General features: G+C 72.1%; 23 protein-coding genes. 11 read left to right on the forward strand and 12 right to left on the reverse strand.

Annotation, left to right across the window (positions count from 1 at the left end):
- Positions 1-54 precede the first annotated feature (54 nt).
- Positions 55-2070: an FUSC family protein gene (locus E6R62_RS00465; RefSeq protein WP_136210163.1), complete on the forward strand. Its 2016-nt coding sequence runs from the start codon at positions 55-57 to the stop codon at positions 2068-2070.
- Positions 2071-2345: 275 nt separating this feature from the next.
- Complete coding sequence (locus E6R62_RS00470; protein WP_136210165.1) at positions 2346-3977, forward strand: VWA domain-containing protein; 1632 nt, start codon at positions 2346-2348, stop codon at positions 3975-3977.
- A 92-nt stretch (positions 3978-4069) separates the two neighbouring features.
- On the opposite strand, the gene aspS is transcribed toward E6R62_RS00470, so the two are convergent.
- A complete protein-coding gene (gene aspS, locus E6R62_RS00475) occupies positions 4070-5875 on the reverse strand; it encodes an aspartate--tRNA ligase (protein ID WP_136210167.1) in 1806 nt (601 codons plus the stop codon).
- A gap of 224 nt (positions 5876-6099) precedes the next feature.
- Between aspS and E6R62_RS00480 the strand changes: the two genes are divergently transcribed.
- Positions 6100-8340, forward strand: a complete 2241-nt coding sequence (locus E6R62_RS00480; RefSeq protein ID WP_136210169.1) for a SpoIIE family protein phosphatase — start codon at positions 6100-6102, stop codon at positions 8338-8340.
- Between the two features lie 184 nt (positions 8341-8524).
- On the opposite strand, the gene E6R62_RS00485 is transcribed toward E6R62_RS00480, so the two are convergent.
- From E6R62_RS00485 to E6R62_RS00500, 4 genes are all read right to left on the reverse strand, one after another.
- Positions 8525-9487: a pirin family protein gene (locus tag E6R62_RS00485; RefSeq protein WP_136210171.1), complete on the reverse strand. Its 963-nt coding sequence runs from the start codon at positions 9485-9487 to the stop codon at positions 8525-8527.
- Positions 9488-9705: 218 nt separating this feature from the next.
- On the reverse strand, positions 9706-10164 hold the full coding sequence (locus E6R62_RS00490; protein ID WP_136210173.1) for an SseB family protein: 459 nt from the start codon (positions 10162-10164) through the stop codon (positions 9706-9708).
- Positions 10165-10212: 48 nt separating this feature from the next.
- Positions 10213-10416 carry a DUF397 domain-containing protein gene (locus tag E6R62_RS00495; RefSeq protein ID WP_136210175.1) on the reverse strand — a complete coding sequence of 68 codons (204 nt, stop codon included), beginning with the start codon at positions 10414-10416 and terminating at the stop codon, positions 10213-10215.
- Entirely contained in the window at positions 10397-11248 is an 852-nt protein-coding gene (locus E6R62_RS00500; protein WP_136210177.1) for a helix-turn-helix transcriptional regulator, read from the reverse strand. The genes E6R62_RS00495 and E6R62_RS00500 overlap by 20 nt, the downstream gene beginning before the upstream one ends.
- 123 nt (positions 11249-11371) lie before the next feature.
- On the opposite strand from E6R62_RS00500, the gene E6R62_RS00505 reads away from it, so the two are divergent.
- The 5 genes from E6R62_RS00505 (at position 11372) to E6R62_RS00525 (ending at position 16202) form a co-directional block, all read left to right on the forward strand.
- On the forward strand, positions 11372-11578 hold the full coding sequence (locus E6R62_RS00505; RefSeq protein WP_136210179.1) for a hypothetical protein: 207 nt from the start codon (positions 11372-11374) through the stop codon (positions 11576-11578).
- Positions 11575-11994: an ATP-binding protein gene (locus E6R62_RS00510; protein WP_240801405.1), complete on the forward strand. Its 420-nt coding sequence runs from the start codon at positions 11575-11577 to the stop codon at positions 11992-11994. The genes E6R62_RS00505 and E6R62_RS00510 overlap by 4 nt, the downstream gene beginning before the upstream one ends.
- A 67-nt stretch (positions 11995-12061) precedes the next feature.
- Positions 12062-13888, forward strand: a complete 1827-nt coding sequence (locus tag E6R62_RS00515; RefSeq protein ID WP_136210181.1) for an acyl-CoA dehydrogenase — start codon at positions 12062-12064, stop codon at positions 13886-13888.
- A gap of 178 nt (positions 13889-14066) precedes the next feature.
- Positions 14067-14807, forward strand: a complete 741-nt coding sequence (locus E6R62_RS00520) for a hypothetical protein (RefSeq protein ID WP_136210184.1) — start codon at positions 14067-14069, stop codon at positions 14805-14807.
- 102 nt (positions 14808-14909) lie between these two features.
- Positions 14910-16202, forward strand: coding sequence for a M18 family aminopeptidase (locus E6R62_RS00525; RefSeq protein ID WP_136210185.1), 1293 nt, complete (start codon positions 14910-14912; stop codon positions 16200-16202).
- Positions 16203-16316: 114 nt separating this feature from the next.
- Here the strand turns inward: E6R62_RS00525 and E6R62_RS00530 are convergent, their stop codons facing one another.
- A complete protein-coding gene (locus E6R62_RS00530; protein ID WP_136210187.1) occupies positions 16317-18152 on the reverse strand; it encodes an NHL domain-containing thioredoxin family protein in 1836 nt (611 codons plus the stop codon).
- A 102-nt stretch (positions 18153-18254) separates the two neighbouring features.
- On the opposite strand from E6R62_RS00530, the gene E6R62_RS00535 reads away from it, so the two are divergent.
- A complete protein-coding gene (locus E6R62_RS00535; RefSeq protein WP_136210189.1) occupies positions 18255-18809 on the forward strand; it encodes a Uma2 family endonuclease in 555 nt (184 codons plus the stop codon).
- Here E6R62_RS00535 and E6R62_RS00540 read toward each other — a convergent pair.
- Positions 18806-19609 (reverse strand): hypothetical protein, encoded by an 804-nt coding sequence (locus tag E6R62_RS00540; protein WP_136210191.1) that lies wholly within the window; start codon positions 19607-19609, stop codon positions 18806-18808. The genes E6R62_RS00535 and E6R62_RS00540 overlap by 4 nt on opposite strands.
- 32 nt (positions 19610-19641) lie before the next feature.
- Here E6R62_RS00540 and E6R62_RS00545 point away from each other — a divergent pair, with 32 nt between their 5' ends.
- Positions 19642-20136: an LURP-one-related/scramblase family protein gene (locus E6R62_RS00545; RefSeq protein WP_136210193.1), complete on the forward strand. Its 495-nt coding sequence runs from the start codon at positions 19642-19644 to the stop codon at positions 20134-20136.
- Positions 20137-20170: 34 nt separating this feature from the next.
- On the opposite strand, the gene E6R62_RS00550 is transcribed toward E6R62_RS00545, so the two are convergent.
- On the reverse strand, positions 20171-20473 hold the full coding sequence (locus E6R62_RS00550; protein ID WP_136210195.1) for a hypothetical protein: 303 nt from the start codon (positions 20471-20473) through the stop codon (positions 20171-20173).
- An 87-nt stretch (positions 20474-20560) separates the two neighbouring features.
- A complete protein-coding gene (locus E6R62_RS00555) occupies positions 20561-21340 on the reverse strand; it encodes a carbon-nitrogen family hydrolase (protein WP_136210197.1) in 780 nt (259 codons plus the stop codon).
- 137 nt (positions 21341-21477) lie between these two features.
- On the opposite strand from E6R62_RS00555, the gene E6R62_RS00560 reads away from it, so the two are divergent.
- Positions 21478-22302 carry a maleylpyruvate isomerase family mycothiol-dependent enzyme gene (locus E6R62_RS00560; protein WP_136210199.1) on the forward strand — a complete coding sequence of 275 codons (825 nt, stop codon included), beginning with the start codon at positions 21478-21480 and terminating at the stop codon, positions 22300-22302.
- Positions 22303-22393: 91 nt separating this feature from the next.
- Here E6R62_RS00560 and E6R62_RS00565 read toward each other — a convergent pair whose 3' ends face one another.
- The 3 genes from E6R62_RS00565 to E6R62_RS00575 all read right to left on the reverse strand — a co-directional run bounded on the left by E6R62_RS00565 (position 22394) and on the right by E6R62_RS00575 (position 26390).
- A complete protein-coding gene (locus E6R62_RS00565; RefSeq protein ID WP_136210201.1) occupies positions 22394-23716 on the reverse strand; it encodes a nitrate/nitrite transporter in 1323 nt (440 codons plus the stop codon).
- Positions 23713-24363, reverse strand: coding sequence for a GntR family transcriptional regulator (locus E6R62_RS00570; RefSeq protein ID WP_136210203.1), 651 nt, complete (start codon positions 24361-24363; stop codon positions 23713-23715). The genes E6R62_RS00565 and E6R62_RS00570 overlap by 4 nt, the downstream gene beginning before the upstream one ends.
- Before the next feature lie 140 nt (positions 24364-24503).
- Complete coding sequence (locus E6R62_RS00575; protein ID WP_136210205.1) at positions 24504-26390, reverse strand: C1 family peptidase; 1887 nt, start codon at positions 26388-26390, stop codon at positions 24504-24506.
- Positions 26391-26525: the final 135 nt, after the last annotated feature.

Below are 26525 nucleotides of genomic sequence, written 5' to 3' on the forward strand. Positions count from 1 at the left end.
CTCCCCACCCAGACCCAGCAGAACCGATTCGCGAGCGGCGCCACGGAAGCGGGAATGAGCAGCGAACGACGCACGGAGCAGATACCGCCCGGGCAGCCGGGGGGCCGGTCCGGTACCCGGCAGATCCCGCTGACGCCGCCCGCCTGGCTGCTCCGGGGGCTGCGGCCGAGCCGGACACCGGTGCCCTGGGCCGCCGTCGTGCGCGCCGGGATCGCGCTCGCGGCCCCCCTCGCCGTGGGTTTCGCCCTCGACGAGCCGGAATACGGCGCGCTCGTCTCGATGGGGGCCCTGTCCGGGGTGATCGGCGACACCGCCGACGCCTACCGGATGCGCATCCTGAACATCGCCGTCCCCCAGTTGTTCGGCGCCGTCGGCGTCGCCTTGGGGACGCTCGTCTTCGGGCGCGGCTGGCTGGCCGTGGGCGTCCTCACCCTGATCGCCCTCGTTTCCGGGATGATCTCCTCGATCGGCACCGTCGCGTCCGTGTCCGGGCTGCTGCTCCTGCTCAACGCCGTCGTGGGCGCCGGGCTGCCGCTTCCCGAGCCCTGGTGGACGGCGCCCCTGCTGCTGGCCACCGGCGGACTGTTCGTGCTGGCGCTGAGCCTGCTGGGCTGGCCGCTGCGCGGACGCCAACCCGAACGGGCCGCCGTCGCGGCCTGTTACCGGGCCCTCGCCGACGCCTTGGAAGCGGCCGGCCGGCCCGCGTACGAGGAGCGTCGCCTGGAGGTCACCCAGGCGCTGAACCATGCCTACGACCTCGTCCTGGGCCGTCGGGCCCGGGACCACGGGCGCAACCCCTCCCTCGTGCGGATCGTGGCCCAGCTGAACGTGCTGGTCCCGCTCGTGGACGCCGCGCCCGCCGCGCACCTGAGCGGTCGTCCCCTACCGCCCGAGGTCCCGGCGGCGGTGCGGGAGCTGGCCCGCGCCGTGGAGGAGGAGCACACCGGGGAACCCGCCCTGGAGCTTCCCGCGCCACACGGACCGTCCCAGCGGGCCGTCGACAAGGCCCTTCGGTACGCGGCGACCATCGTGTACCAGGACGAACCGGACTCGTACAACATCGACGACCGGCTCGGCAGGCCCGCCGCCCTGCGCGTCCGGGCCCAGCGCGCGGTGCGCGACATGGCGTTGTCGGGGGCCTCCTGGCGCTACGGGCTGCGGCTCGCCCTCTGCATCGGGCTGGCGCAGTCGCTGGTCTCCCTCGTGCCGGTCGAGCGCTCGTACTGGGTCGCCCTGACGGTCACCTTCGTCCTCAAGCCGGACTTCGGGTCGGTGTTCTCGCGGGCTGTGCTGCGGGCGCTCGGCACGGCGGTCGGGCTGGTCCTGGCAGCCGCCGTCCTCTCCGAGGTGCCCCGCGGCTGGTGGGACGTGCCGGTCATGGTGGTGCTGGCCGCGCTGATCCCGGCGTTCTCCGTCAAGGGGTACGCCTTCCAGACCGCGGCGATCACCCCCGTGATCCTGCTGCTGTCCGACCAGCTCAACCACCAGGGCTTCGACCTGATCCGCCCCCGGCTGCTGGACAGCCTGATCGGCTGCGCCATCACCCTGGTCGCGGGATACCTGCTGTGGCCGGAGAGCTGGCACACCCGGATCGGCGACCGGCTGGCCGACGCCGTCGAGGACTCGGCACGGTACGTGGAGCGCGCCTTCAGCGTCCCCGACACCACCGATGTCGATCAGGCAGCCGCGCGGACCGCGAGGCTCCACGCCCGCCGGCGGATCTACCGGGAGCTGTCAGGCGTACGGAGCGAGTTCCAGAGGGCGTTGACGGAGCCTCCGCCCACCGGGGCGCGCGCCGCCGCGTGGTGGCCCCTGGTCGTGGCCGTCGAGCGGATCGTGGATGCCACGACCGCCGCCAGGGTGCGCGTCAACCACGGAGTCGCACCGCCCGCTCCCGAGGACGTGGCGGTCGTCACCGCCGAGCTGCGCGGACTGGCCGAGGGGGTACGGACCAACAGGAACCCGGGAGGGGTCCGAGCCGCCCCCCTGCCGGCGGGTGCGGAGGACTCCGTGCTCGCCCCGTTGCATCAGGAGGTCGCCGCCGCCCGGGCCATCGCCACCGAACACTGACGGCAGTTGACCGTCTCAACAGCCGATGTTTCACGTGAAACCACCCCCAAAGGGCCCGTACGCCACGGCGCGGAGATGAACGCCGCGTGAAGGGAAGGGGGTGGATGAGGAGTTCCCGCAGGCCCCGGGGGCGCGTAGGTGACAGGAACGCCACGATTGGCGCCCCTGCCGACGTTCCAGCCAAGGGGCCGATAACCTTACGTGTCCACTCTGGGTAGGGATCTACCGCGCAGCACGGACAAATGACGCACGCACACATGCGAAAGGCCTGGCCCATGGGTATTCGGAGCTTGTTGCGCAAGGTGTTCGGACGGTCTCCCGAACCGGTTCCGGATTCGACGGACGCCCCGTCGGCGGCCGTCCCGAACCAGGCCGAGCGCGCGCCGCTGGACGTGGCGGCCGAGCTGGTGGCGGCGTCCTTCGACAACCCGACGGTCCCGCCGCAGTCCGCGCCGCGCGACCGTGAGCCGGGCACGGTTTTGACGGCGCCGCCCCAGACGACGGACCCGACCGTCCCGGAGGCCCGCCGCCCGTCGCCTGCGGCGACGTCGGAGGCGGCAACCGGTGGCTCCGCCACCCCGGTTGCGCAGCCGGCCCAGCCGAAGCCGGAGCCCGTCGCCGAAGCGGAACCCGCGCCGGAGCCTGCCGCCGAGCCGGAACCGGAAGCAGCGCCCGCCGCCGAAGCGGAACCCGCGCTGGAGGTCGCCGCCGAGCCGGAGCAGGAGCCGGCGGCTGTAGCCGAGGCCGACGTCGCAACCGAGCCCGAGCCGGCCGCCGCAGCCGTCGAGCCGGAAGCCCAGCCCGAGCCCGTCGCCACCGCAGCCGAGGTCGCCGCGACCGAGCCCGAGCCGGCCGCTGTGGCCGAGCCCGCGGCCGATCCGGAGCCCGAGGTAACGCCCGAGCCGGCCGCCGCAGCCGTCGAGCCGGAAGCCCAGCCCGAGCCCGTCGCCACCGCAGCCGAGGTCGCCGCGACCGAGCCCGAGCCGGCCGTTGCGGCCGAGCCCGAGGCCGAGCCGGAGCCGGAGCAGGAGCCGGCGGCCGACGTCGCGACCGAGCCCGAGGTCACGCCCGAGCCCGAGCCGGCCGCCGCAGCCGTCGAGCCGGAAGCCCAGCCCGAGGTCGAGGCCGAGGTCACGCCGGAGCCCGAGCCCGTCGCCGCCGCAGCGGAGGCCGAGCCCGTGGCGCAGGCGGCGCAGGCGCAGGAGGAGACCGCCGCCCCCGAGCCGGAGGCAGAGGCGGAGGCGGTCACCGCCGGGCCGGCCGTCGCGCTCGCCGCCGTCAAGCGGCAGGCGCCCGAGGTGGCCGCGGCCTACAAGGCCGCCGGTCAGGTGCTGCGGGGCAAGGGCAAGACCGGTTCCCGCGCCAAGGTGTACCTCGTCCTCGACCGCTCCGGCTCGATGCGCGGCTTCTACAAGGACGGCAGCGCCCAGTACCTCGCCGACCACGCCCTCGCCCTCGCCGCGCACCTCGACGAGGACGCGACCGTGCACACCGTCTTCTTCTCCACGGAGGTGGACGGCACCGCCGACCTCACCCTGGACGCCCACGACGACGCCTGGGTCGAGTCCCGCCACGCCGAACTCGGCCGCATGGGCCGGACCAGCTACCACGTGGCGGTCGAGGCGGTCGTCGAGCGCTACCAGAAGGACGGCGGCGACCACCGCGCGCTCGTGGTGTTCCAGACCGACGGCGCCCCCGACAACCGCCAGCCCGCCAAGCAGGCCCTCGCCGACGCGGCGGCCCACGACATCCACTGGCAGTTCGTCGCCTTCGGCGACCACGACTCCAAGGCCTTCGACTTCCTGCGCAAGCTGGACGCCGAGAACGCCGGCTTCTTCCACGCCGGCCCGGCCCCGCGCGAGCTGACCTCGGCGGCCCTGCTCAAGGGCGTCCTCGACCGCTTCTGATCGACGCGAGACGACGCGAAGGGCCCGGGATCACCGATCCCGGGCCCTTCGCGTCGTCCACGGCGGCTCCGCGGGGGAGCCGCGGCCGCGGCCTACTGGTGCGGCTTGACCGACTTCTCGACCGGCTCGGAGGACTTGGTCTCCACCGGCTTGCGCAGCGCGATGTTGAGCTCGCGCAGACGGGACTCCTCCAGCACCGTCGGCGCGCCCATCATCAGGTCCTGCGCGTTGCCGTTCAGCGGGAAGGCGATCGTCTCGCGGATGTTCGGCTCGTCGGCCAGGAGCATCACGATGCGGTCGACGCCGGGGGCGATGCCACCGTGCGGCGGGGCGCCGAGACGGAACGCGCGCAGCATGCCGGCGAACTCCCGCTCGACGGTCTCCGCGTCGTAACCGGCGATCTCGAAGGCCTTGAGCATGACCTCGGGCTCGTGGTTGCGGATGGCGCCGGAGGACAGCTCGATGCCGTTGCAGACGATGTCGTACTGCCAGGCCAGGATGTCGAGCGGGTCCTTCTCCTCCAGGTCCTTCATGCCGCCCTGCGGCATCGAGAAGGGGTTGTGCGAGAAGTCAATCTTGCCGGTCTCCTCGTCCTTCTCGTACATCGGGAAGTCGACGATCCAGCAGAAGCGGAAGACGTTCTCCTCGAACTGGCCGGCGCGCTTGGCGGCCTCGACCCGGACCGGGCCCATGATCTTGGAGACCTCGTCGAACTCGCCCGCGCCGAAGAAGACGGCGTGGCCGGCGGCCAGGCCGAGACGCTCGGTGAGGACCTTGATGTTCTCCTCGGTGAGGAACTTGGCGATGGGGCCCGTCAGGCCGCCGTCCTCGCCCACGCGCACCCAGGCCAGGCCCTTGGCGCCCAGCGAGATCGCGTACTCGCCCAGACCGTCGAAGAACTTGCGCGGCTGCCCGGCGGTGTCCGGGACGGCCAGCGCACGCACGTGCTTGCCGGCGAACGCCTTGAACTCCGAGCCCTCGAAGACGTCGGAGATGTCGACGAGCTCCAGCTTCGCGCGCAGGTCGGGCTTGTCGTTGCCGTACTTGAGCATCGACTCGCGGAACGGGATGCGCGGGAACGGCGAGGTGACCGCGCGGCCGCCGCCGAACTCGGTGAAGAGCTCGGTCATCAGCTTCTCGATGGGCTGGAAGACGTCTTCCTGCTCGACGAAGGACATCTCGACGTCGAGCTGGTAGAACTCGCCCGGCGAGCGGTCGGCGCGGGCGTCCTCGTCGCGGAAGCAGGGCGCGATCTGGAAGTACCGGTCGAAGCCGGAGATCATCAGCAGCTGCTTGAACTGCTGCGGCGCCTGCGGGAGGGCGTAGAACTTGCCCGGGTTCAGGCGGGAGGGGACGACGAAGTCACGGGCGCCCTCGGGGGAGGTCGCGGTGAGGATCGGGGTCGCCATCTCGTTGAAGCCGAGGGCCACCATCTTGGAGCGGATGGAGGCGATGACGGCCGAGCGCAGCATGATGTTGCGGTGCATGCGCTCGCGGCGCAGGTCGAGGAAGCGGTACTCCAGGCGCCGCTCCTCGTTCACCCCGTCGTCGGTGTTGATCGTGAAGGGCAGCGGGCCGGCCGCGCCGAGCACCTCGACCTCGGAGACCTCGATCTCGATCTCGCCGGTGGGCAGCTCGGGGTTGACGTTGTCCGCGCCGCGGGAGACGACCTTGCCGTCGATCCGGACGACGGTCTCCTTGCTGACGCTGCTCAGCGCCTCGTTCGCGGCGGTGCCGGGGCGGGCGACGAGCTGCGTGATGCCGTAGTGGTCGCGCAGATCGATGAAGAGGATGCCGCCCAGGTCTCGACGGTTGTGCACCCAGCCGCTCAGCCGGACGTCAGCGTTGACGTCGGAGGCACGAAGCTCGCCGCACGTGTGGGACCTGTACCGATGCATCAGTCATCCAGTTCTTCGCGATACCAGGGTGGATTCAACCGTCACAAGGTTACCGTCCGGGACGGGTACCGCGCTGGCGCGGCCGTGGCGGGCCCCGTACGGGAAGCCGGGGCGCCCCGTACACGCGGCCCGGCCCGCCCCGGGCGGGTGGCCGGTCCGCCCGGAACAGGGGGCCGCTCCCCCTGAACAGGCAGCGTCGGCTGATCACCTGTAAAGATGGCCGGGTGCGCACCGAGGACGTCCTGGCAGCCATCGCGACCGGTCTGTGGCGATGGGACAACGCCTCCGGGATGGTCACTCTCGACAGCGAGGCCGCCCGGCTGCTCGGGCTGCCCGCCGGGCCCGCCGTCCTGCCCGAGGTGGCCGTGCGGTCGCGGTTCCACCCCGTGGACTGGAACGAGATCAACGCCATCGTGGACCTCGCCGTCGCCGAGGGCACCCTCGCCGAGGCCCGGCTGCGGATCGTGGACGCGGAGGGGCGGGTGCTGCGCACCGTACGCAGCCGTTCCAAGCCGGTGCAGGCGCGCACCACGCGCGGCCGGGTCGACTACGAGCTGATCGGCACGGTCCAGGAGATCGCCGAGCCGCAGCCGGGGACGACCGCCGCGCACACCCCGATCACCGGGGACTGGCGGCGCTCCCGGGAGGCGTTCCTGCTGGACGCGGGCCGGGCGCTGGCCGAGGCCCGCTCGACGGCCGAGGTGCTGCGGGTCGCCGCCTCCCTCTCGATGCCGGGGTTCAGCCCGGACGGACTGGCGGTGTTCGGCGTGGACGGCGAGCGGCTGTCGGTCATCGGCCACCACGGGCACGGACCGGGGGACGAGAGCCCCTTCACGGAGATGCGGCTGGACACGGCCTACCCGGCGGCGGAGGTGGTGCGGACCGGACGGGCGGTCTACCTGCCGACGCCCGAGGAGTACAAGCGGCGCTTCGCGGCCACGTGGCCGCTGGCGGAGCCCTTCGGCCGGTCCTCCTGGGCCTTCGTCCCGCTGATCGTGGCCGGGCGGACCATAGGGGCGTGGATGGCGGCCTTCAAGCACCCGGTGTCCTTCTCGCCGGACGAGCGGTCGGTGCTGACCACGGTGGCGCGGATGCTGGCCCAGGCCCTCCAGCGGGCCGGGGTGACGGAGTCCGAGCGGGAACTCACCACCGGGCTGCAACGGTCGATGATGCCCCAGCTCGGCCCCGAGATCCCGGGCATGCGGATCGCCGCACGGTACGTCCCGACCGGCGGCGGGCTCCAGGTCGGCGGCGACTGGTACGACATGATCCCGCTCCCCTCGGGTCGGTTCGCGCTGGTCATCGGCGACGTCCAGGGTCACGACGTAAGGGCGGCGGGCCTGATGGGTCAGCTCAGGATCGCGGTCCGCGCCTACGCCTCCGAGGGGCACCGGCCGGACGCGGTGCTCTCCCGGGCTTCCCGCTTCCTCGCCGGGCTGTGCTCCTCGCAGGAGAAGGACGGGCCCGACGGGTACCCCGACGGCTACTCCGAGGGGTACGCCACCGCCCACACCGCCGGAGGCTCCGACCCGGACTTCACCAGCCCGCGCTTCGCCACCTGCCTCTACATGGAGTGCGACCCCCGCACCGGCCTCCTGGAGGTGGCCCGTGCGGGCCACCCCGACCCGGTGGTCCGGATGACGGACGGCACGGTCCTGATGCGGCCCACGGCGGGCGGCCTCCCGCTGGGCATCGTCCCGGACACCGACTACCCCACCACCCGCTTCACCCTGGAGCCGGGCGAGACGCTGATGCTGTGCACCGACGGCCTCATCGAGACCGGCGGACACGACCTGGACACGGGCTGGGCGCGGCTGCGGGCCGTCCTGGAGGCCGCGGGCCCGGACGCCGGCGGCTCGGACGGCGACGGGCCGGACGGGGAGCACCTGGAGAAGCTCGCGGACCTGCTGGTGCAGACCGTCCACGGCCCGTCCTCGCACCACACCACCGGCCCGCTGGCCGACCGGCGCGAGGACGACATAGCCGTGGTCCTGCTGTGCCGGGAAGGGGCGGGCTGTGGCTGCGGCACGACCGCCCCGCATTACACGCGCCCGGGCCGGCGCACCATGCTGACGGTGGCCCAGGCGGAGCCGGAACGGATCTCGGGCGCCCGGCGGCAGATCCGGGAGCTGCTGCACGACTGGGCGGACCCGGACCAGGTGGACTCGGCGGAACTGATGGTCTCGGAGATGGTGACCAACGTACTGACGCACACCGACGGCGACGCGCTGCTGGTCGCGGAGGCGGTGGGCGAGCTGGGGACCCGGCGGCTGCGGGTGGAGGTCGCGGACTCCAGCGACGAGCTACCGCACAAGCGGCATCCGGGCGAGATGGCGTCCAGCGGACGCGGGGTGCTGCTGATGGAGATGCTGGCCGACACGTGGGGGGTCGATCCCCGCGGCGAGGGCAAGTCGATCTGGTTCGAGCTGTACGAGCAGGCGAAGGCGGACGACTCCGAGGGCTGACACCCGCCTCCCACCGGCTCCCGTCAACCCCGCGGCACCGGCCCGGTCCCCGCTCATACGGGCCGTACGGGTCAGACTGGCGGGAGCAACGGCATAGGTGCCCGATCCCGGCACCGGTGCGCGCGAGGGGGGTCGGGCACCGGTGCCGGGAGGGGAGTGGCGCGCGGGGGCGCGCCACTCGCCGTCAGAGGGTGCGGGGGGTGGTGGGGACGGTGCCCAGGCGACCGGCCTGGAAGTCGTCGAACGCCTGCTGGAGTTCGTGCTTGCTGTTCATCACGAACGGTCCGTAGTGCGCCATCGGCTCCCGGATGGGACGGCCACCGAGCAGGACGATCTCCAGCGCCGGGGCGTTGGAGTCCTGCGAGGCGTCCGCACGCACCGTGAGCGAGCCGCCCTCGCCGAACACGGCCGTCTGCCCGGTCTGGACTGGTCGCCGGTCCTCGCCGACCGAGCCGCGCCCGGCCATGACGTAGGCGAGGGCGTTGAAGTCCTCGCGCCACGGGAGGGTGATCTGCGCGCCCGGGGCGACGGTCGCGTGGATCATCGTGATCGGGGTGTGGGTGATGCCCGGGCCCTGGTGCCCGTCGAGCTCACCGGCGATCACACGGAGCAGCGAGCCGCCGTCCGGGGTGGTCAGCAGCTGCACCTGACCGCCGCCGATGTCCTGGTAGCGCGGGGGCATCATCTTGTCGGAGGCGGGGAGGTTCACCCACAGCTGGAGGCCGTGGAAGAGCCCGCCGCTGACGACGAGCGACTCCGGCGGGGCCTCGATGTGCAGGAGGCCGGAACCGGCGGTCATCCACTGCGTGTCGCCGCCGTTGATGACTCCGCCGCCGCCGTTGCTGTCCTGGTGGACGAAGGTTCCGTCGATCAGGTAGGTCACGGTCTCGAAGCCGCGGTGCGGGTGCCAGGGGGTGCCCTTGGGCTCGCCCGGCGCGTACTCCACCTCGCCCATCTGGTCCATCATGATGAACGGGTCGAGGTACTGGTAGTTGATCCCGGCGAACGCGCGGCGCACCGGGAATCCCTCGCCCTCGAAACCACCGGGGGCGGTCGTGACGGCCAGCACCTTTCGGGCGGCGGTCTCCGGGGCCGGTTCCGCGACGCGGGGGAGCGTCAACGGGTTCTCCACAGTCACTGCAGGCATGTCGGAACCTCCTTCTGCTTCGACTTTAGTTGAAAGTCGAACTTTCTGCCACACCCGACTGAACAGCGCCCCCCTCGTCCGCATTCCCGCCCGGTCCCGGACACGACGAAGCCCGCCCCCGCCGGGGATTCGGCGGGGGCGGGCTGGGGGTGCGTTCGCGCGGGGCGGCCGGCCGGCTGCGCGGCAATGGCGACTAGCCGCCTGCGCGGCAATGGCGTCTAGCCATACATGCGGCGCATCGCGTAGTCGACCATCTGCTCGACCGCCTTCGCGTCGAACACCATCCGGTGGTCGCCCTCCATGTCGAGGACGAAGCCGTACCCGGTCGGGAGCAGGTCGATGACCTCGGCTCCGGTGATCACGAAGTACTTGGACTCCTTGCCCGCGTACCGGCGGAGCTCCTTGAGCGTGGTGAACATCGGGATGACCGGCTGCTGCGTGTTGTGCAGCGCCAGGAAGCCGGGGGTCTCACCGCGCGGGCAGTAGACCTTCGAGGTGGCGAAGATCTGCTGGAAGTCCTCGGCGGCGAGCTGCCCCGTGGTGAAGGCCCGCACGGCGTCCGCGAGCGAGGGCGGGGACGGCTCGGGGTACAGCGGCGGCGCCTGTTGCGCGTACCCCTGAGAGGGCTGCTGCGCGTAGCCCTGCTGGGCACCCGGGTTCTGGTCGTAGCCGTACATGGGCCGAAGCCTATCGAGGCGGTGGGCCGCCTGGCGGCCAAGTTCCGGTCAGACCGCCTTGAGGGTGGCGATGAAGGGCGCCCACGCCGCCGCCGTGACGACGATCGCGGGGCCGCCCGGCCGCTTCGAGTCCCGGACGGGCACGACCCCGTCCAGCCCGTCCGCCACCTCGACGCAGTCCCCGTTGTCGCCGTTGGTGTAGCTGCTCGTCCGCCAGACGGCCTTGGGGAAATCAGCTGCGCTGCTTGCCATTTCGTAGGTCCTCGGCTGTCGATTCGATCATGGCGAGGGACGCCTCAGACGACAGTGCGGCGGCCCTGAGCCGATCGTATGCCTTCAGGTACCGCTTCACCTGTGCCGGATCGTCAATGAGTTGGCCGTCATACGGGCCCTCGGTGTACATGACCGGCGGCTCCTCGTCGAACTCCATGAGCTTCATCGACTGCCCCATGAACGGGCTGAGGGGTGCATTCCACAGAAGGATCTGTGGAACGATCCGGCGGCGGCGCGCCAGTGCGGCCACGTGTTCCAGCTGATCCGCCATCTCCTCGGGCGGCAAAAGTGGGCTCCGCAGCAGCGACTCGTGCAGGATCACCCAGTATTCCGGCCGCTGCGGTTCATCAAGGAGCCGTCCTCGCTGAAGTCGGTTCCGCACCTTCACGTCCACCTCTTCCGGCAGGTCGAGAGGGTGCGTGACATGCGTGATCGCCCGGGTGTACGGCGCCGTGTGCAGCAGCCCGGGAATGAGCGCAGGGGCCCACTCCTCGATGGACCGGGCCCGCTTCTCCATCTCGGCAACCGGGGCGAAGTACGGCGCGAGGGTGCCGTTGCGAGCCTTACGGACGTCCTCGCAGCACCGCTCGAAGAAGCCGTCCGTCCTCAGGACGGCATCCACATGACGCGCCAAATCCAACGGCATCCGCCGCTGGGCCCGTTCGATCTCGCTCAGGTAGCTGACCCCGTAGAAGCTGCCCTCGACCGTCTGCTCCAGCGTCAGGCCCGCCGCCTCGCGTTTCCAGCGCAACTCCTTGCCGTAGAAGGCCGGCACGCTCGCCGAGCCGTCAATGTCCTTCCGTGCGGCCATCGTCGGGCCCGCCTTTCCACACCTCGCACAGTGGAGCCGAAAACCCTTCCCACGGTACGCACCCCGGCCGCACGCTGTGAGCGGTTCGTCACAGTCAGTCCGCACCCGGAACGGAAACCCCCCATGAGCACACACCCCGCCGACCGCGAGGCCATCGAGGCCTTGGCGCAGCTCCGCGCCGCGCTCGCCGCCCACGGGATCACGTTGCCCTCCCTCGACCTCCACCTCGCCTCCTACGCCAGCGGCTACGGCAACCCGCCCCTGATCACCCTCGGCAACTGCAACACCGCCACCGCGCAGCGCCTGGCCGCCGTACTGGCCGACCGGTGAACGGGCTCAGCATGCGGCTGCTCGCCACGCCCGAGGCGGTGGCCGGCATCAGGCGGGCCGTACGGGAACACCTCGGGGAGCCGTGCGACGACGTACAGCTCTGCGTCAGCGAGCTGCTGGCCAACGTGATCACCCACGTCGGCGCGGGCACCCCCGTCACCCTGCGCGTCACCACCCCGCGGATCACCGGAAGGGCAGCCCGTACGCGGGTCGAGCTCACCGACCCCGATCCGCGCGCGTGGCCCGTACTGCGCCGGGCAACCGGAACCGACGAGTCCGGGCGCGGGCTGGCCCTGCTCGACGCGGTGGCCCTGCGCTGGGGGGTGACACAGGGCGCGGGATGCAAGACGGTGTGGTGCGAGCTTGAGCCTGGTCACAGTCCGGACCGAAGGGTTGCTCTTATTACCGGCGGGTAGCATCATGTTGTTACCGATTGGTATGTACGAGGAACCTGTCTCCCCGAGCCTTAACGGAGCCGTCGCCATGGGGCACTACAAGTCGAATCTCCGCGACATCGAGTTCAACCTCTTCGAGGTGCTCGGACGCGACAAGCTGTACGGCACCGGCCCGTTCGGCGAGATGGACACCGAGACCGCCAAGAGCATCCTGGCCGAGCTGACCAAGCTCGCCGAGAACGACCTGGCCGCCTCCTTCGAGGACGCCGACCGCAACCCGCCGGTCTTCGACCCGGCCACCAACACCGCGCCCGTCCCGGCCTCCTTCAAGAAGAGCTACCAGGCCTTCATGGACTCCGAGTACTGGCGTCTGGGCCTGCCCGAGGAGATCGGCGGCACCACCTCGCCCCGCTCCCTCATCTGGGCCTACGCGGAGCTGCTGCTCGGCGCGAACCCGGCCGTGTGGATGTACTCCTCCGGCCCGGCCTTCGCCGGCGTGCTCTTCGAGGAGGGCAACGAGGCGCAGAAGAAGATCGCCCAGATCGCCGTCGAGAAGCAGTGGGGCTCGACCATGGTCCTCACCGAGCCGGACGCCGGCTCGGACGTCGGCGCCGGCCGCACCAAGGCGGTCCTGCAGGACGACGGCTCCTGGCACATCGAGGGCGTGAAGCGCTTCATCACCTCCGGTGAGCACGACATGTCGGAGAACATCCTCCACTACGTCCTCGCCCGCCCCGAGGGCCACGGCCCGGGCACCAAGGGCCTGTCCCTCTTCCTCGTCCCGAAGTTCCACTTCGACTGGGAGACCGGCGAGCTGGGCGAGCGCAACGGCGTCTACGCCACGAACGTCGAGCACAAGATGGGCCTCAAGGCCTCCAACACCTGCGAGATGACCTTCGGCGACCAGCACCCCGCCAAGGGCTGGCTGATCGGCGACAAGCACGACGGCATCCGCCAGATGTTCATGATCATCGAGTTCGCCCGGATGATGGTCGGCACGAAGGCCATCGCCACCCTCTCCACCGGTTACCTGAACGCGCTGGAGTACGCCAAGGAGCGCGTGCAGGGCCCGGACCTGGCCAACTTCATGGACAAGACGGCGCCCAAGGTCACCATCACCCACCACCCCGACGTGCGCCGCTCGCTCATGACGCAGAAGGCGTACGCGGAGGGCATGCGCGCCCTGGTGCTCTACACCGCGTCCGTCCAGGACGAGATCCAGGTCAAGCAGGCCGCGGGCGAGGACGCCTCCGCGCTGGTCGGTCTGAACGACCTGCTGCTGCCGATCGTGAAGGGCTACGGCTCCGAGAAGTCGTACGAGCAGCTCGCGCAGTCGCTGCAGACCTTCGGCGGTTCCGGTTACCTCCAGGAATACCCGATCGAGCAGTACATCCGGGACGCCAAGATCGACACCCTCTACGAGGGCACCACCGCGATCCAGGGCCAGGACTTCTTCTTCCGGAAGATCGTCCGCGACCAGGGCGCCTCCCTGAACGTCCTCTCCGAGACGATCAAGAAGTTCCTCGCCGAGGCCGTCGGCGGCGACGACCTCGCCCCGGCCCGCGACGCGCTCGCCAAGGCCGCCGTGGACCTGGAGGCCATCGTCGGCCGGATGATCGTCGACCTCACCGCCACCGGCGAGGACGTAAAGAACATCTACAAGGTCGGCCAGAACACCACCCGCCTGCTGATGGCCTCCGGTGACGTCGTCGTCGGCTACCTGCTGCTCAAGGGCGCCGCCGTGGCCGCCGAGAAGCTGGCCGGCGCCGCCGCGAAGGACGTCCCCTTCTACACCGGCAAGATCGCCGCCGCGAAGTTCTTCGCCGCGGAGGTCCTCCCGGGCGTCTCGGTCCAGCGCGCGCTGGCCGAGAGCGTCGACAACAGCCTCATGGAGCTCGACGAGGCCGCCTTCTAGGCTGCGCCGCTTCGACGGTCACACGGCCGGACCCCCTCTGGGGGGCCCGGCCGCTGTCGTGACGGGCCCCGCCCGGGCCGGGGTGCCGCCCCGCGGCACCCCGGGCCGCCGGGCTCGGCGCAGGGGCCCGCCACCTGCGCATTCCCCCCTTGTCAGTCGACCGTGGGACGCTCTAGGCATGACTCCACAGGATCAGCACGGCAACGGCAGGGGGTACTCCGTCCCCACCGGGCGGCCGTACGCCCTCAAGGAGCTGCAGGCGACCCTGGGCAGCCTCGGCGACCACGCCCGGGAGCTGTACGACGGCTCCCACCCCGCCGAGTACGAGGGCCTCGCCGACGCGCTCTACACCGCGTTCCAGACCGCCGCGGGACTGGCCCCCGCCAAGAGCTACACCGGCTGCCCCGAGCACCCCAACGGCGCCCTCGACCCCGAGGCGCCCGAAGGCTGGGGCCGCTGCCTGATCTGCAACGACCGGCGCAGGCTCGGCCTGCGTCGGCACGGCGGGCGCCCCGGCCCCGCCGCCCCCGTCCCGGGGGAGCAGCGCCGGCTGGGGTACCCGGTGCCCGAGCCCCCGTACACCCCCGAGCTGCTGCGCGGATTCCTCCGCACGATCGAGGACCAGCGCTTCCACCTCGGGATCTCCTCCCCCGCCGGCGACTTCGTACGGATAGCGGACGACCTGCACCGCGCCTTCATCGTCGCCCGGGAACTGTCCCGCCCCCGCAACGCCTCCGGGTGCTCCGAACACCCCGGGGCACCCATCGACCCAGATGCGCCGCCGGGCGAGGCCTGTATCTTCTGCGCCGGACGCAAAAGACGCGCGCAGCGACCACCGCAGACCCCCGAGATGCTCCCGCGCATCCGGCGGGGCGAGCGGCGCCAACTGCAGCGCAGATTCGAGCGTCCGCCGGGCTGAAAACGACGGGATCGCGGGCCACACAACCCGCGGCACCCTGACCTTTCCGCTATCCGCCGCAGTCCGGCCATGGCGAACACGACCGTCGTTAAGGTGAACCACATGACCTCTCCCGCCCACTTCGACCGCGGCCACACCGACGACCTGATGGCCTTCCTGACGGCCAGTCCGTCGCCGTACCATGCCGTCGCCAACGCGGCCGAGCGGCTGGAAAAGGCAGGCTTCAGGCAGTTGTCGGAAACGGACGCCTGGGACTCGGGCACCGGGGGCAGGTTCGTGCTCCGCGGCGGTGCGATCATCGCCTGGTACGTGCCGGAAGGCGCCGCCGCCCACACCCCGTTCCGCATCATCGGCGCGCACACCGACTCCCCCAACCTGCGCGTCAAGCCCGCCCCCGACACCGGGTCACAGGGCTGGCGCCAGATCGCGGTCGAGATCTACGGCGGGACGCTGCTCAACACCTGGCTGGACCGCGACCTCGGCCTGGCCGGCCGGCTGACGCTGCGGGACGGCACCGAGCGCCTGGTGAACGTGGACCGGGCCCTACTGCGCGTTCCTCAACTCGCGGTGCACCTGGACCGGTCGGTGAACTCCGACGGGCTCAAGCTCGACAAGCAGCGTCACATGCAGCCGATCTGGGGTCTGGGCGAGGTCCAGGAAGGCGACCTGATCGCGTTCCTGGAGGAGGAAGAGGGCCTGCCCCAGGGCGCGGTGGCCGGCTGGGACCTGATGGTCCACTCGATCGAGCCGCCCGCCTACCTGGGCCGCGACCGCGAGCTGCTCGCCGGACCGCGCATGGACAACCTGCTGTCGGTGCACGCGGGTGTCGCGGCGCTGGCGGCCGTCTCCGGGGCCGGGAAGCTCGACCACATCCCCGTGCTGGCCGCCTTCGACCACGAGGAGAACGGCTCGCAGTCCGACACCGGCGCCGACGGCCCGCTGCTGGGCAACGTGCTGGAACGTTCTGTCTTCGCGCGCGGCGGCTCCTACGAGGACCGGGCGCGCGCCTTCGCGGGCACCGTCTGCCTGTCCTCGGACACGGGCCACGCCGTGCACCCCAACTACGGTGAGCGGCACGACCCGACGCACCACCCGCGCGCCAACGGCGGCCCGATCCTCAAGGTCAACGTCAACCAGCGGTACGCCACCGACGGCAGCGGGCGCGCGGTGTTCGCGGCGGCCTGCGAGCGGGCGGGGGTGCCGTGGCAGACCTTCGTCTCCAACAACTCCATGCCCTGCGGCACGACGATCGGCCCCATCACGGCCGCCCGGCACGGCATCCAGACAGTGGACATCGGCGTGGCGATCCTGTCGATGCACAGCGCCCGCGAACTGTGCGGGGCGGACGACCCGTTCCTGCTCGCCAACGCCTTGGTCGCCTTCCTGGAGGGCTGACCGCCGAACCCCTGAGCCGGGCGGCTCCCGTCCCGCGGTGTCCGCGGGACGGGAGTGCGCCCGGCCCTGTGCGTCCGTTCCGGCCGGCGCGTTCCGGCTGGGCGTCCATTCCCGCTAGGCGTCCATTCCGGCGAGGACGAGGGGGAGGCGGGTGGTCCCGTCGGCGGTGACGGTCACCGGGACGCCCCAGTCCTGCTGGTGGACGTGGCAGGCCGGGTACTCGTTGGCCGGGTCGTCGTCGCAGGACGCGGCCATCGCGGAGACGTGCAGGACGCCCTCGGTGACGGCCGGGTTCAGCGCCAGCTCCCGGAAGAGGTCCGTGCCTGCGCCTTCGCCCGCCGCCAGCAGCTCGGGCGGGGTCGAGGAGACCAGCAGGCGGGTGGAGGGCCCGTAGCGGGTGTCGAGCTTCTGCCCGCTCGGCGCCTGGAAGACCACGTCGAGCCGGAGCGTGCCGGGCGCGACCTCGGTCGCGGCGCGCCGCGTACGGTGGGCGACCGCGTCGACCCGTACCGCCTCCTCGGGCAGCCGCAGCCGCGTCAGGCGGTGCCGGGCCGACTCCACCACCACGATGTCCCCGTCGACCAGGACGGCGTCGCTCGGCTCGCGCAGGTCGGTGGCGAGGGTGGAGACCTCGCCCGTCGCCGGGTCGAAGCGGCGCAGCGCGTGGTTGTAGGTGTCGCAGACCGCGACCGAGCCGTCGGGCAGCGCGGTCACCCCGAGGGGGTGCTGGAGCAGGGCCTCGGCCGCGTCTCCGTCGCGGTGGCCGAAGTCGAAGAGTCCGGTGCCCACGGCGGTCCGTACGACGTACCCCTCGCCCTCCGCCTCCAGGTAGCGCAGGGCGCTGGTCTCGGAGTCGGCGACCCACAGCCGGTCCTCGGTCGCGGCCAGCCCGGACGGCTGCGCGAACCACGCCTCGGCGGCGGGCCCGTCCACGAGCCCCTCGTTGGTCGTGCCGGCGGCGACGGCGACGGTCTCCGCGGCGGGGTCCCAGGTCCACAGCTGGTGCACGCCCGCCATGGCGATCCACACCCTGCCCTGCCACCACGCCACGTCCCACGGCGAGGACAGGTCGACGTCGAGGGCGGGCCCGGACGTGGCCGAACCCTGCCACCACTGGCGGCCCGTCCCGGCGACGGTCTCGACGGCCCCGGTGGCGGGGTCGTAGGTGCGCAGCGCGTGGTTGACGGTGTCGGCGACGACGACCCGGCCGTCGGGCAGCAGTGCCAGCCCCTGCGGCTCGCTGAAGGCGTCGGCGGTGAAACCGCGCTCACCGCTGCCGACGCGCCGGACGACGCTCTCCCCGTCCGCCCCGATCTCCACCAGCTGGTGCCGGGTGGAGTCCGACACCAGGAAGTTCCCCGAGGGCAGCAGCAGCGCCTTCCCGGGGAACCGCAGGTCGCTCGCCACGGGCTCGGGGGCGACGTACGGCCCGTCGCCGCGCCGCAGCGTCCCCTTGGCCGCGTGCTCGGCCTCCAGCTCCTCCACCAGCCGCTCGATGGCGTGCGCGTGGCCCTCGCCGGCGTGCTGGGCCACGACGTAACCCTCGGGGTCGATCACCACGAGCGTCGGCCAGGCGCGTACGGCGTACTGCTTCCAGGTGGCCAGCTCGGGGTCGTCCAGGACGGGGTGGTGCACCTCGTACCGCTCGACGGCGTCCACGACGGCCGCGTGCTCGGCCTCGTGCGCGAACTTCGGCGAGTGCACGCCGACGATCACCACGGTGTCGCGGTGCTTCTCCTCCAACTCGCGCAGCTCGTCCAGGACGTGGAGGCAGTTGATGCAGCAGAAGGTCCAAAAGTCCAAGATCAGTACGCGACCTCGGAAGTCGGCGAGCGTCAGGTCCTTCCCACCGGTGTTCAGCCAGCCGCCCTTGCCGATCAGCTCGGGGGCGCGGACACGGGCACGGCGGGGCGCGGGCGCGGGGGTGGGCGCCGGGGCAGCATCGTTCATCCTTCAAGCTTGCCATCCCCGTCCAGCTGTACCCCCAGGGGTGACGCCGCTCGGCGGGCCGCCGTGACAGGCTGGCCGCAGGCATCGAAGGAGGCGTCCGGCATGACCACCGCGCACGACTACGGCGAAGGCATCGACCCCGAGCGTGCCCTGAAGTACGCCATCCAGCACCACAGCGGCGACCGCACCGAGATCATTGAAGGGGTCATCAGCAACGTGACGCCCAGCTGGGACCACGAACGGACCGCGAAGATCGTCCGCCGCCAGATCGAACGACGGGTGGATGAGCTCGGCTGTGTCGAAGGCTCGGGCAATCTCGACCTGCCGAGATCGCCCAATTGGTACGTCCCTGACGTGGCGGTCGTACCCGATCACCTCGCGCGCGGCGGTTCGTCCCTCCTCCCCGACCAGACCCTGCTGATCGTCGAAGTGACCTCGGAGTCCAACGCCGAGACCGACCGCGTCGTCAAGCGCAAGCGGTACGCCGAGTACGGCGCGCCGCTCTACCTGCTGGTCGACCGGTTGGACAAGACCGTCACCCTGTTCTCCGAGCCCGGGCGGCTCGGTTACGCGAAGGTCGACGGGCCGCATCCGTTCGGGACGGCCGTGCGGCTGCCGGAGCCGTTCGACTTGGACCTCGACACCGGCGAGCTCTAGGACAGGAAGGAGTCCAGGGAGCGGGCGAGGGCGGTGACGAAGGCGTCCTGGACCTCGGTCGGGACGAGGTGGAGGGAGAGGTAGGGGTTGAGGTCCTCCAGCTCGACCAGGAGGAGGTCGCCGGAGGGGGCGCGGCAGGCGTCCACGCGCTGGATGCCGTGCGCGAGGGTGTTCCACTCGACGAAGGTGCGGGCGAAGGCCAGGTCGGCCGGGGTCGGGGCGTAGGGCTCCAGCTCCCAGCGGCGCTCCGGGTCCGGGGCGTAGAGGGCGTACTGGAAGGCGTCGTCCACGAAGTAGAACGACACCTCGTACGCGAAGTCGATCCGCGGTTGGATCAGGGAGCGCCCCGGCTCGGCGGTGGAGGGGTCGGCGGTGAAGGTGAGGCCGATGGAGTCCGCGCCCTGTTTGGGCTTGACCGCGTACTGCGGAACCTCGGGCAGCAGGTGCAGCCGCGCCGGGTCGTCGACGGTCGGGATGACGGGATAGCCGGCCGCCGTCAGGTCCGTCAGGTACTGCTTGCCCGCCATGTCACCGCGGCCGGTCAGCGGGTTGTAGACGCGGGCGCCCGTGGCGCGGGCGGCGGCGCGGAAGGCGTCGTAGGCCTCCTGGTAGTGCAGGACCGGGCCGCTGTTGCGCACGACCACCGCGTCGAAGCCGCCCATCAGGGCCACGGCGTCGCGCGGGTGGCACAGAGCCAGCGGGAAGTGTCCGCGCAGGCGCCCGGTGAGGAATATGTCCTCGTCGCAATAGCGGCGACCGCGCGCCGGGTACGTCAGGTCGGTGACATAGAGCAGAGGCATGGCGGCAACCTATCGCGGGCACGGATCACGCCATGAAATACCTCGTACGGGACAAAGTACTGGCCATCGGGGACGACTACTGGATCGAGGACGAGGACGGCCGGCAGGCCTACCTCGTCGACGGCAAGGCCCTGCGCCTGCGCGACACGCTGGAGCTCAAGGACCGCGACGGCCGCGTCCTGATCACCCTGCGGGAGAAGTGGCTCTCCTTCCGGGACGCGATGACCCTGGAGCGGGACGACCGCCGGCTCGCGGTGATCCGCAAGAAGCGGCTCTCCCTGCTGCGCAACCACTACCTCGTCACCTTGGCCGAGGGCACCGGGCTTGACGTCAGCGGGCGCCTCCTCGACCGCGAGTTCAAGATCGAGTACGACGGCGAGCTGCTCGCGCTGGTCTCCCGCCAGTGGTACCGGGTACGCGACACCTACGCGGTGGACGTGGTACGGGAGGAGGCGGACGCGGCGCTGCTGATCGCGGTCGCGGTGTGCGTGATCCGGATGGCCGAGAAGGAGCGGGAGGAGCGGTAGTCCGGTGGGAGCGATTGTGGGCGCGGTGACCGCGTCAACGGTGGCGCGCGCTCAACTGGCCCTGCGCGTAGGGATCGGCCTCGGGGGTGTACGGGCCGCCGTGGTCGACGAGGAGGTCGGTGATCCGCTGCCATTCGGCGAGAGCGGCGCGGGTGGGGGCGTCGGCGCCGGCCGCGTCGCCGACGGCGTGCAGGGCCCGGTCCAGGGCGGCGGCGGCCTGGTGGTGGGTCATGCCGGTGGCCTCGGCGCGCACCCGGTCGCGGGCCGCGACCTCGCCCGGGGTCGGTTCGTGCGGCTCCAGCGCGGCCTCGACCATGGCGTCGGTCTCCTCGGACATGAGGCCCTCCCCCTTGTGCCGGTCCTTGTGCCGGTCCTTGCGTCGTCGCCGCACGTGTACCCGCCGCCCGGGCGGCCAACCGTCGTCTCAGCGTCCGAGCCGGCGGTCCTTCAGCGCCGGGAACTGCTCCCGCGTCTGCGCGACCTTCGCCGGGTCGAGTTCCACCGTGAGGACGTCCTCGCCCGGCCCGGCTTCCGCGAGCACCTCGCCCCACGGGTCCACCACGAGGCTGTGTCCGGCCTGCTCGACGCCCGCGTGGGTGCCGGCGAGGCCGCAGGCCAGAACGTACACCTGGTCCTCCACGGCCCGCGCCCTGTTGAGCAGCGTCCAGTGGGCCCTGCGCCGGGCCGGCCAGCCCGCGGCCACGACCATCGTCGTCGCCCCCGCGTCGACCAGGCCGCGGAACATCTCGGGGAACCGCAGGTCGTAGCAGGTGGCGATGCCGAGCGTCTGCTCCGGCAGGTTCACCGTGGTCAGGGTGTCCCCGGCGGCCATCAGCACGGCCTCGCCCTGGTCGAAGCCGAAGCGGTGGATCTTGCGGTAGCTGGCCGCGAGCTCGCCGGCCGGGGAGACGACCAGCGCCGTGTTGTAGAGGGAGCCGTCACCGGCGCGCTCCACGACCGAGCCCGCGTGGAGCCAGACCCCGGCGTCGCTCGCGGCCTTGGACATCGCCTCGTACGTCGGGCCGTCCAGCGGCTCCGCCTCGGTCTCGAACTGCTCGTAGGCGAAGGCCCCGACCGTCCACAGTTCCGGCAGCACGACGAGGTCGGCGGCGGACTGCTCCCGTACGAGATCGGCCACCCGGGCCCGTCGGGAGGCGACCGACTCGCCGTCGCTCACGGCGACTTGGATCAGAGAGGCGCGCACACTACCACCGTCCTTGCATTGTGTCCGTCAGCTCGGGCCTACGATCGTCACACGAAAGCACTGCCGGGGCGCTCACCGGCAGCGTAGTTTTGGGCACAGTCCACAACGCGCCACTGAACAGCACGCGAGGGGTCCCGTTGACCGTCCATCCCAGCCTTCAGCCCTACGCCGACGCGTGGACCCATTCCATCGAGGCGATATCCGAGCTGGTCCTCCCCCTGACCGAGGGCGAGTGGAACCGGGCGACCCCCTGCCCCGGCTGGTCCGTACGTGACGTGGTGTCACACATCATCGGCATCGAGTGCGAGCAGCTCGGCGATCCGCGGCCGATCCACACGCTGCCGCGCGACCTGCGCCACGTGGTGGACGAGTTCACCCGGTACATGGAGGTGCAGGTTGACGTGCGGCGTCACCACACCGCCCCGGAGATGACCTCCGAGCTGGAGTACACCGTCATTCGGCGACAGCGGCAGTTGCGCAACGAGAAGCGGGAGCCGGACGCGCTGGTGCGGGGGCCGCTGGGCGACCAGGTGACGCTGGAGTTCGCGCTGCGGCTGCGGGCGTTCGACGTGTGGATCCACGAGCAGGACCTGCGGACGGCGCTGGGCGTGCCGGGGAACCTGGACTCGCCGGGCGCCCACGTGGCGCGGGACATCCTGCTGGCCGGGCTGCCGAAGGTGGTGGCGAAGGAGGCGGGCGCGCCCCCGAACTCGGCCGTGGTGCTCGACGTGCACGGGGAGCTGGAGTTCATGCGGACCGTGCGGGTGGACGCGCAGGGCCGGGGAACCCTGGACAAGGCACCCTCGCTGGGTCCGGCGGTGACCCTGGCCATGGACTGGGAGACGTACGTGCGGCTCGCGGCGGGGCGGGTTCGGCCGCGCACCGTCGCGGACCGGGTGAAGGTCGAGGGCGACCACGCCTTGGCGGACGCGATCCTGGCGCACTTCGCCGTGACCCCGTAGGCACCCGGAACCGGACCCGCCCGCCCCGCGCCGCATACGGCCCCGGATACGGCGCGGCGCACCCCGTACCCGGGGTCGCCCGGGTCGCCCGTCAGGTGCGGGCGCGGGCCGGGGTGACCTGGTCGGGGTCGGGCACGGTCGCGAGCGGGAGCCGTTCGCGGGCGAGGGCGGCGGGGCGCAGCCGCAGTATCCGGGTGACGCCGAGCACCTCCAGGAAGAAGACCGACGAGAAGGCGATCCGGTAGTCGTCCCCGGTGGCGTCGAGCAGGACGCCCACCGCCAGCAGCGTCGTCATGGACGCGAGGAAACCACCCATGTTGGTGATACCCGAGGCGGTCCCCTGGCGCTCCGCCGGGTTGGCCGGGCGGGCGAAGTCGAAGCCGATCATCGAGGCCGGTCCGCAGGTCCCCAGCACCACGCACAGCGCGGTCAGCAGCCACATCGGCGCCCGCTCGCCGGGGTAGGCGAGCACCGCGCCCCACAGCGCGGCGGTGACCGCGACCGTGCCGAGCGCCAGTGGTATCCGCGCGGCCTGACGGCGGCCGACGAGCTGGCCGTACAGCAGCCCGAACCCCATGTTCGCGACGACGATCAGCGTCATCAGCCCGCCCGCGGTGGTCCGCGTCAGCCCCTGCGCCTCGACCAGGAACGGCATCCCCCACAGCAGCAGGAACACCATCGCCGGGAACTGCGTCGTGAAGTGCACCCACAGCCCGAGCCTGGTACCGGGCTGCCGCCAGGAATCGGCGATCTGACGGCGTACGAACCCGCCTCCGGCGGCGCGCGCGACGGGCGGCGGCGCGTGCCCCTCCGGGTGGTCCCGCAGGAACAGCACCAGCGGCACCATGACGACGAGGCCCGCCACCGAACTCCCCGCGAAGGCCGGCACCCAGCCGACCCCGTGCAGCACCGGCGCCAGCACCAGCGTGGAGACGAGGTTGCCCGCCATGCCCACCAGCCCGGCCAACTGCGCCATCAGCGGTCCCCGGCGCGCCGGGAACCAGCGGGTGCCGAGCCGCAGCACGGAGATGAAGGTCATCGCGTCACCGCAGCCCAGCAGGGCGCGCGCGGCCAGCGCCGTGCCGTAGGAGGGCGCCAGCGCGAACCCCAGCTGTCCGACGGTGAACAGCGTCGCCCCGAGCGTCAGCACCCGCTTGGTGCCGAGCCGGTCCACCATCAGCCCCACGGGTATCTGCATGCCCGCGTAGACCAGCAGTTGGAGGAGGGAGAAGGTGGCGAGCGCCGACGCACCGACCCGGAAGCGGTCGGCGGCGTCCAACCCGGCCACGCCCAGGCTGGTCCGGAAGATCACCGCGACGAAGTACACGGCGACGCCGATCGCCCAGACGGCGAGGGCCCGGCGACCGCCGGGGGGATCGAGGGGCGGCCGCGAGGGCTGCGCGGGCAGGCTCATCGGCCGGCCCCCCGCACCAGCGCCTCGACCCGGCCCACGTGCGCCCGTACGGCGGCGGCGGCCGTCTCGGGCTCCCCGGCGCGCAGGGCGTCCAGGATCTCGGCGTGCTCGGCCAGCGTCCGCTCCACCCGCTCGGGGTGGGCGTGCAGCAGGGCCACGCCCATCCGCAGCTGCCGGTCACGGAGCTGGTCGTAGAGCCGGTCCAGGATGGCGTTACCGGCGCTGCGCACGATCTCCGCGTGGAAGGCCCGGTCGGCGGCCATCAGCGCGACCAGGTCCCCCTCCTCGGCGTGCCGGCGCTGCTCCTCGATGAGCGCGGCGAGCCGCTCCGGCAGGCCGGGCGGGGCGGGTACGGCCTTGCGGACGGTGAACTCCTCGACCAGCAGACGGGTTTCGATGACGTCGGCGATCTCCTGCGCGGAGACGGGCAGGACCAGCGCGCCCTTCTTCGGGTACAGCTTCAGCAGCCCCTCGGTCTCCAGGCGCAGCAGTGCCTCGCGCACCGGCGTGCGGGACACCCCGACGGCTTCGGCCACCTCGCCCTCCGTGAGCAGGACGCCGCCCTCGTAGCGGCGGCCGAGCACCCCCTGTTTGACGTGGTGGTAGACGCGGTCGGCGGCGGTCACGGCAGGGGGCGCGGAGGTCATGCGCACAGGATAGATACATGAGTAATACAAGGGACTCGTCCGTCCAGGATGCGGACCACCGGACCACCGGGCCGCGTCGACCGTCCGCCCGGCCTCGTCGGGGCGTCTCGCGCGTCTCGGGGCGTTTCGGGGAGCCCGCGTCAGGCCGGGCCGATCACCGGTCCGGTGTGCCACCCCGAACCGTCGCGCCGGTAGTGCTGGAGCAGGCCGTCGGTGCGCAGGACGATCACCTCCAGGTCGAACCCGAAGCTGCCCTGGAGCATCCCCGTGACGGCGAGGGCGTCCCGCCCGAAGACCGCGCCGCGCACCCATGCCCCGCCGCCCGCGTTCGCGCGCCACCAGTGCTCGACCCGGCCTCCCGCCCCCGCCACGCACAGCTCGTAGTTCCCGACGGTCTCCTCGTCGCGGGCCCCGTACTGGCCCTCGATCAGACACGGCGCGGAGGTGATCGCACTGCCGAAGACCTCGCCCGAATGCCAGGCGAAGTGGTCGCGGTCGTCGCGCCACCACAGCTGCATCCGGCCGTCGGTGCGCGTCGCGACGAGTTCGAGCCGGCGGGAGCGGGTCTGGACGAGGGCGGGCCCGTAATGGGCGATCCCGGAGGCGAACCGGCCGCCGTCGTTCCAGGTCCACGGCGCGCCGTTGATACGCCACCAGTGGTTCAGGCGTCCGTCGGCGGTGCGCACCACCACCTCGAAGTTGCCGGGCTTTCCGTAGTCGCTCTGGATGAGGGCCGGGGTCGAGCCGATCGCCGCGTCGCCCGGGCCGAAGGCGCCGCCGTCGCGCCAGGCCCCGCCGGACTGCTCGTAGTACCAATGGCGCAGCCGGCCGCCGGTGGTGACGTGCAGGGACTCCATGTTCCGGTTGTAGGTGGAGCCGGTGAAGGCGGGCCGGCCCGAGGCGTCGTGCGCGAAGGTCTTGCCCGGGCTCCACGCGAAGGGGGGCTCGCCCTCGCGCCACCAGTGCCGAAGCCCGCCGTCGCCCGTCGGCGCCGCCAGCTCGAAGTTGCGGTGGGCGCGACCGTTGCCGCTCTCGTAGACGTTGCCCGCGTGCAGCCGGCGTTTGCTCCACGGGTCGATGTTGGTGTCGCTCAGTCCGCACTTGGCCCAGTGGTCGACGCGCGCCTCGCCGTACGCGATCCGCCCGTAGCCGTCGGCGTGGTGGCGGGTGCCCCAGGAGTTCTTGAAGAGCCAGCAGCCCGCCGCGTCGTCGTAGCCGACGATCAACACGCAGTGCCCGCCCACCAGTCGGCCGTCGACGCGGTGGTACACGCCGGACCCGAGCCCGAAGAAGTCCTCGTACACGTCGAGGCAGGCGGTGAGCGGGCCGACCGTGTCGAGCCAGACCTTCTGCTGGCGGACGTCACCGAGCCGCACGTAGTCGCCGATCCGTACGGTCCGGCCCGACCGGTCCCAGCTCGGCGTGTACTCGGAACCCCAGGCGTCGCGCCGCTCGGGGGGCAGGCCGGGGGGCGGAGTGGTGTACGGACGGCAGTCGGGGTCGGCGAGGCCGCCGTTGTCGCGGATCCAGTCGAGCGCGGTCTCCGGGTCCGAGGCCTGCCCACACGTCAGCCGCAGCCCGTCGCGCAGGTCACCCTCGGAGCGCACGGCCCACACGTGGTGCTCGATCCGGGCCATGGACTCCACCAGGCCGGCCGCCGCGAAGGCCCAGCCGGACGCGCACGGGTTCTGGTCCTTGACCCGGGTGATCCAGCGCCACCCCCATCGCTCCCGCCAGTCCACGGCGGTCGCAAGCGTCGCGGCCGACTCCCGGCTCCCGGGCAGCAGGCCGTGCGCCGCCCTGCGCCGGGTGAGGTGGGGATTGCCGCTCGCGCGGCCGATCAGTGCGCGCAGATCGACGGTCCCCGCCGCGGCGGCGGTCGTCGGGCGCGAGGCCGGGTCCAGGCCGAGGGAGGGGCGCGGGACCGGCTCCTCGTCGGCGAGGTGCTCGCTGACGGACCAGCGTGCCGCCCGCTCCGCGAGCCGCGTGCGCAGCTCCCCCGCCGTCCGCACGGACTCCTGCGGCATGCCCGCCCCCCAGTGTGCGACCGCCCGTTCGGATACGGGCGAGATCCGGGAGCGTCTCCCCGGCGCGAGGGGGCGTCAAGAGGGGTCGGCCGGTCGCGCGGTGGCACGGGGGTCGTACGGTTCCGCGGGCCCCGG

It is taken from the genome of Streptomyces sp. A1136 (assembly GCF_004795055.1).
Classification (GTDB): domain Bacteria; phylum Actinomycetota; class Actinomycetes; order Streptomycetales; family Streptomycetaceae; genus Streptomyces.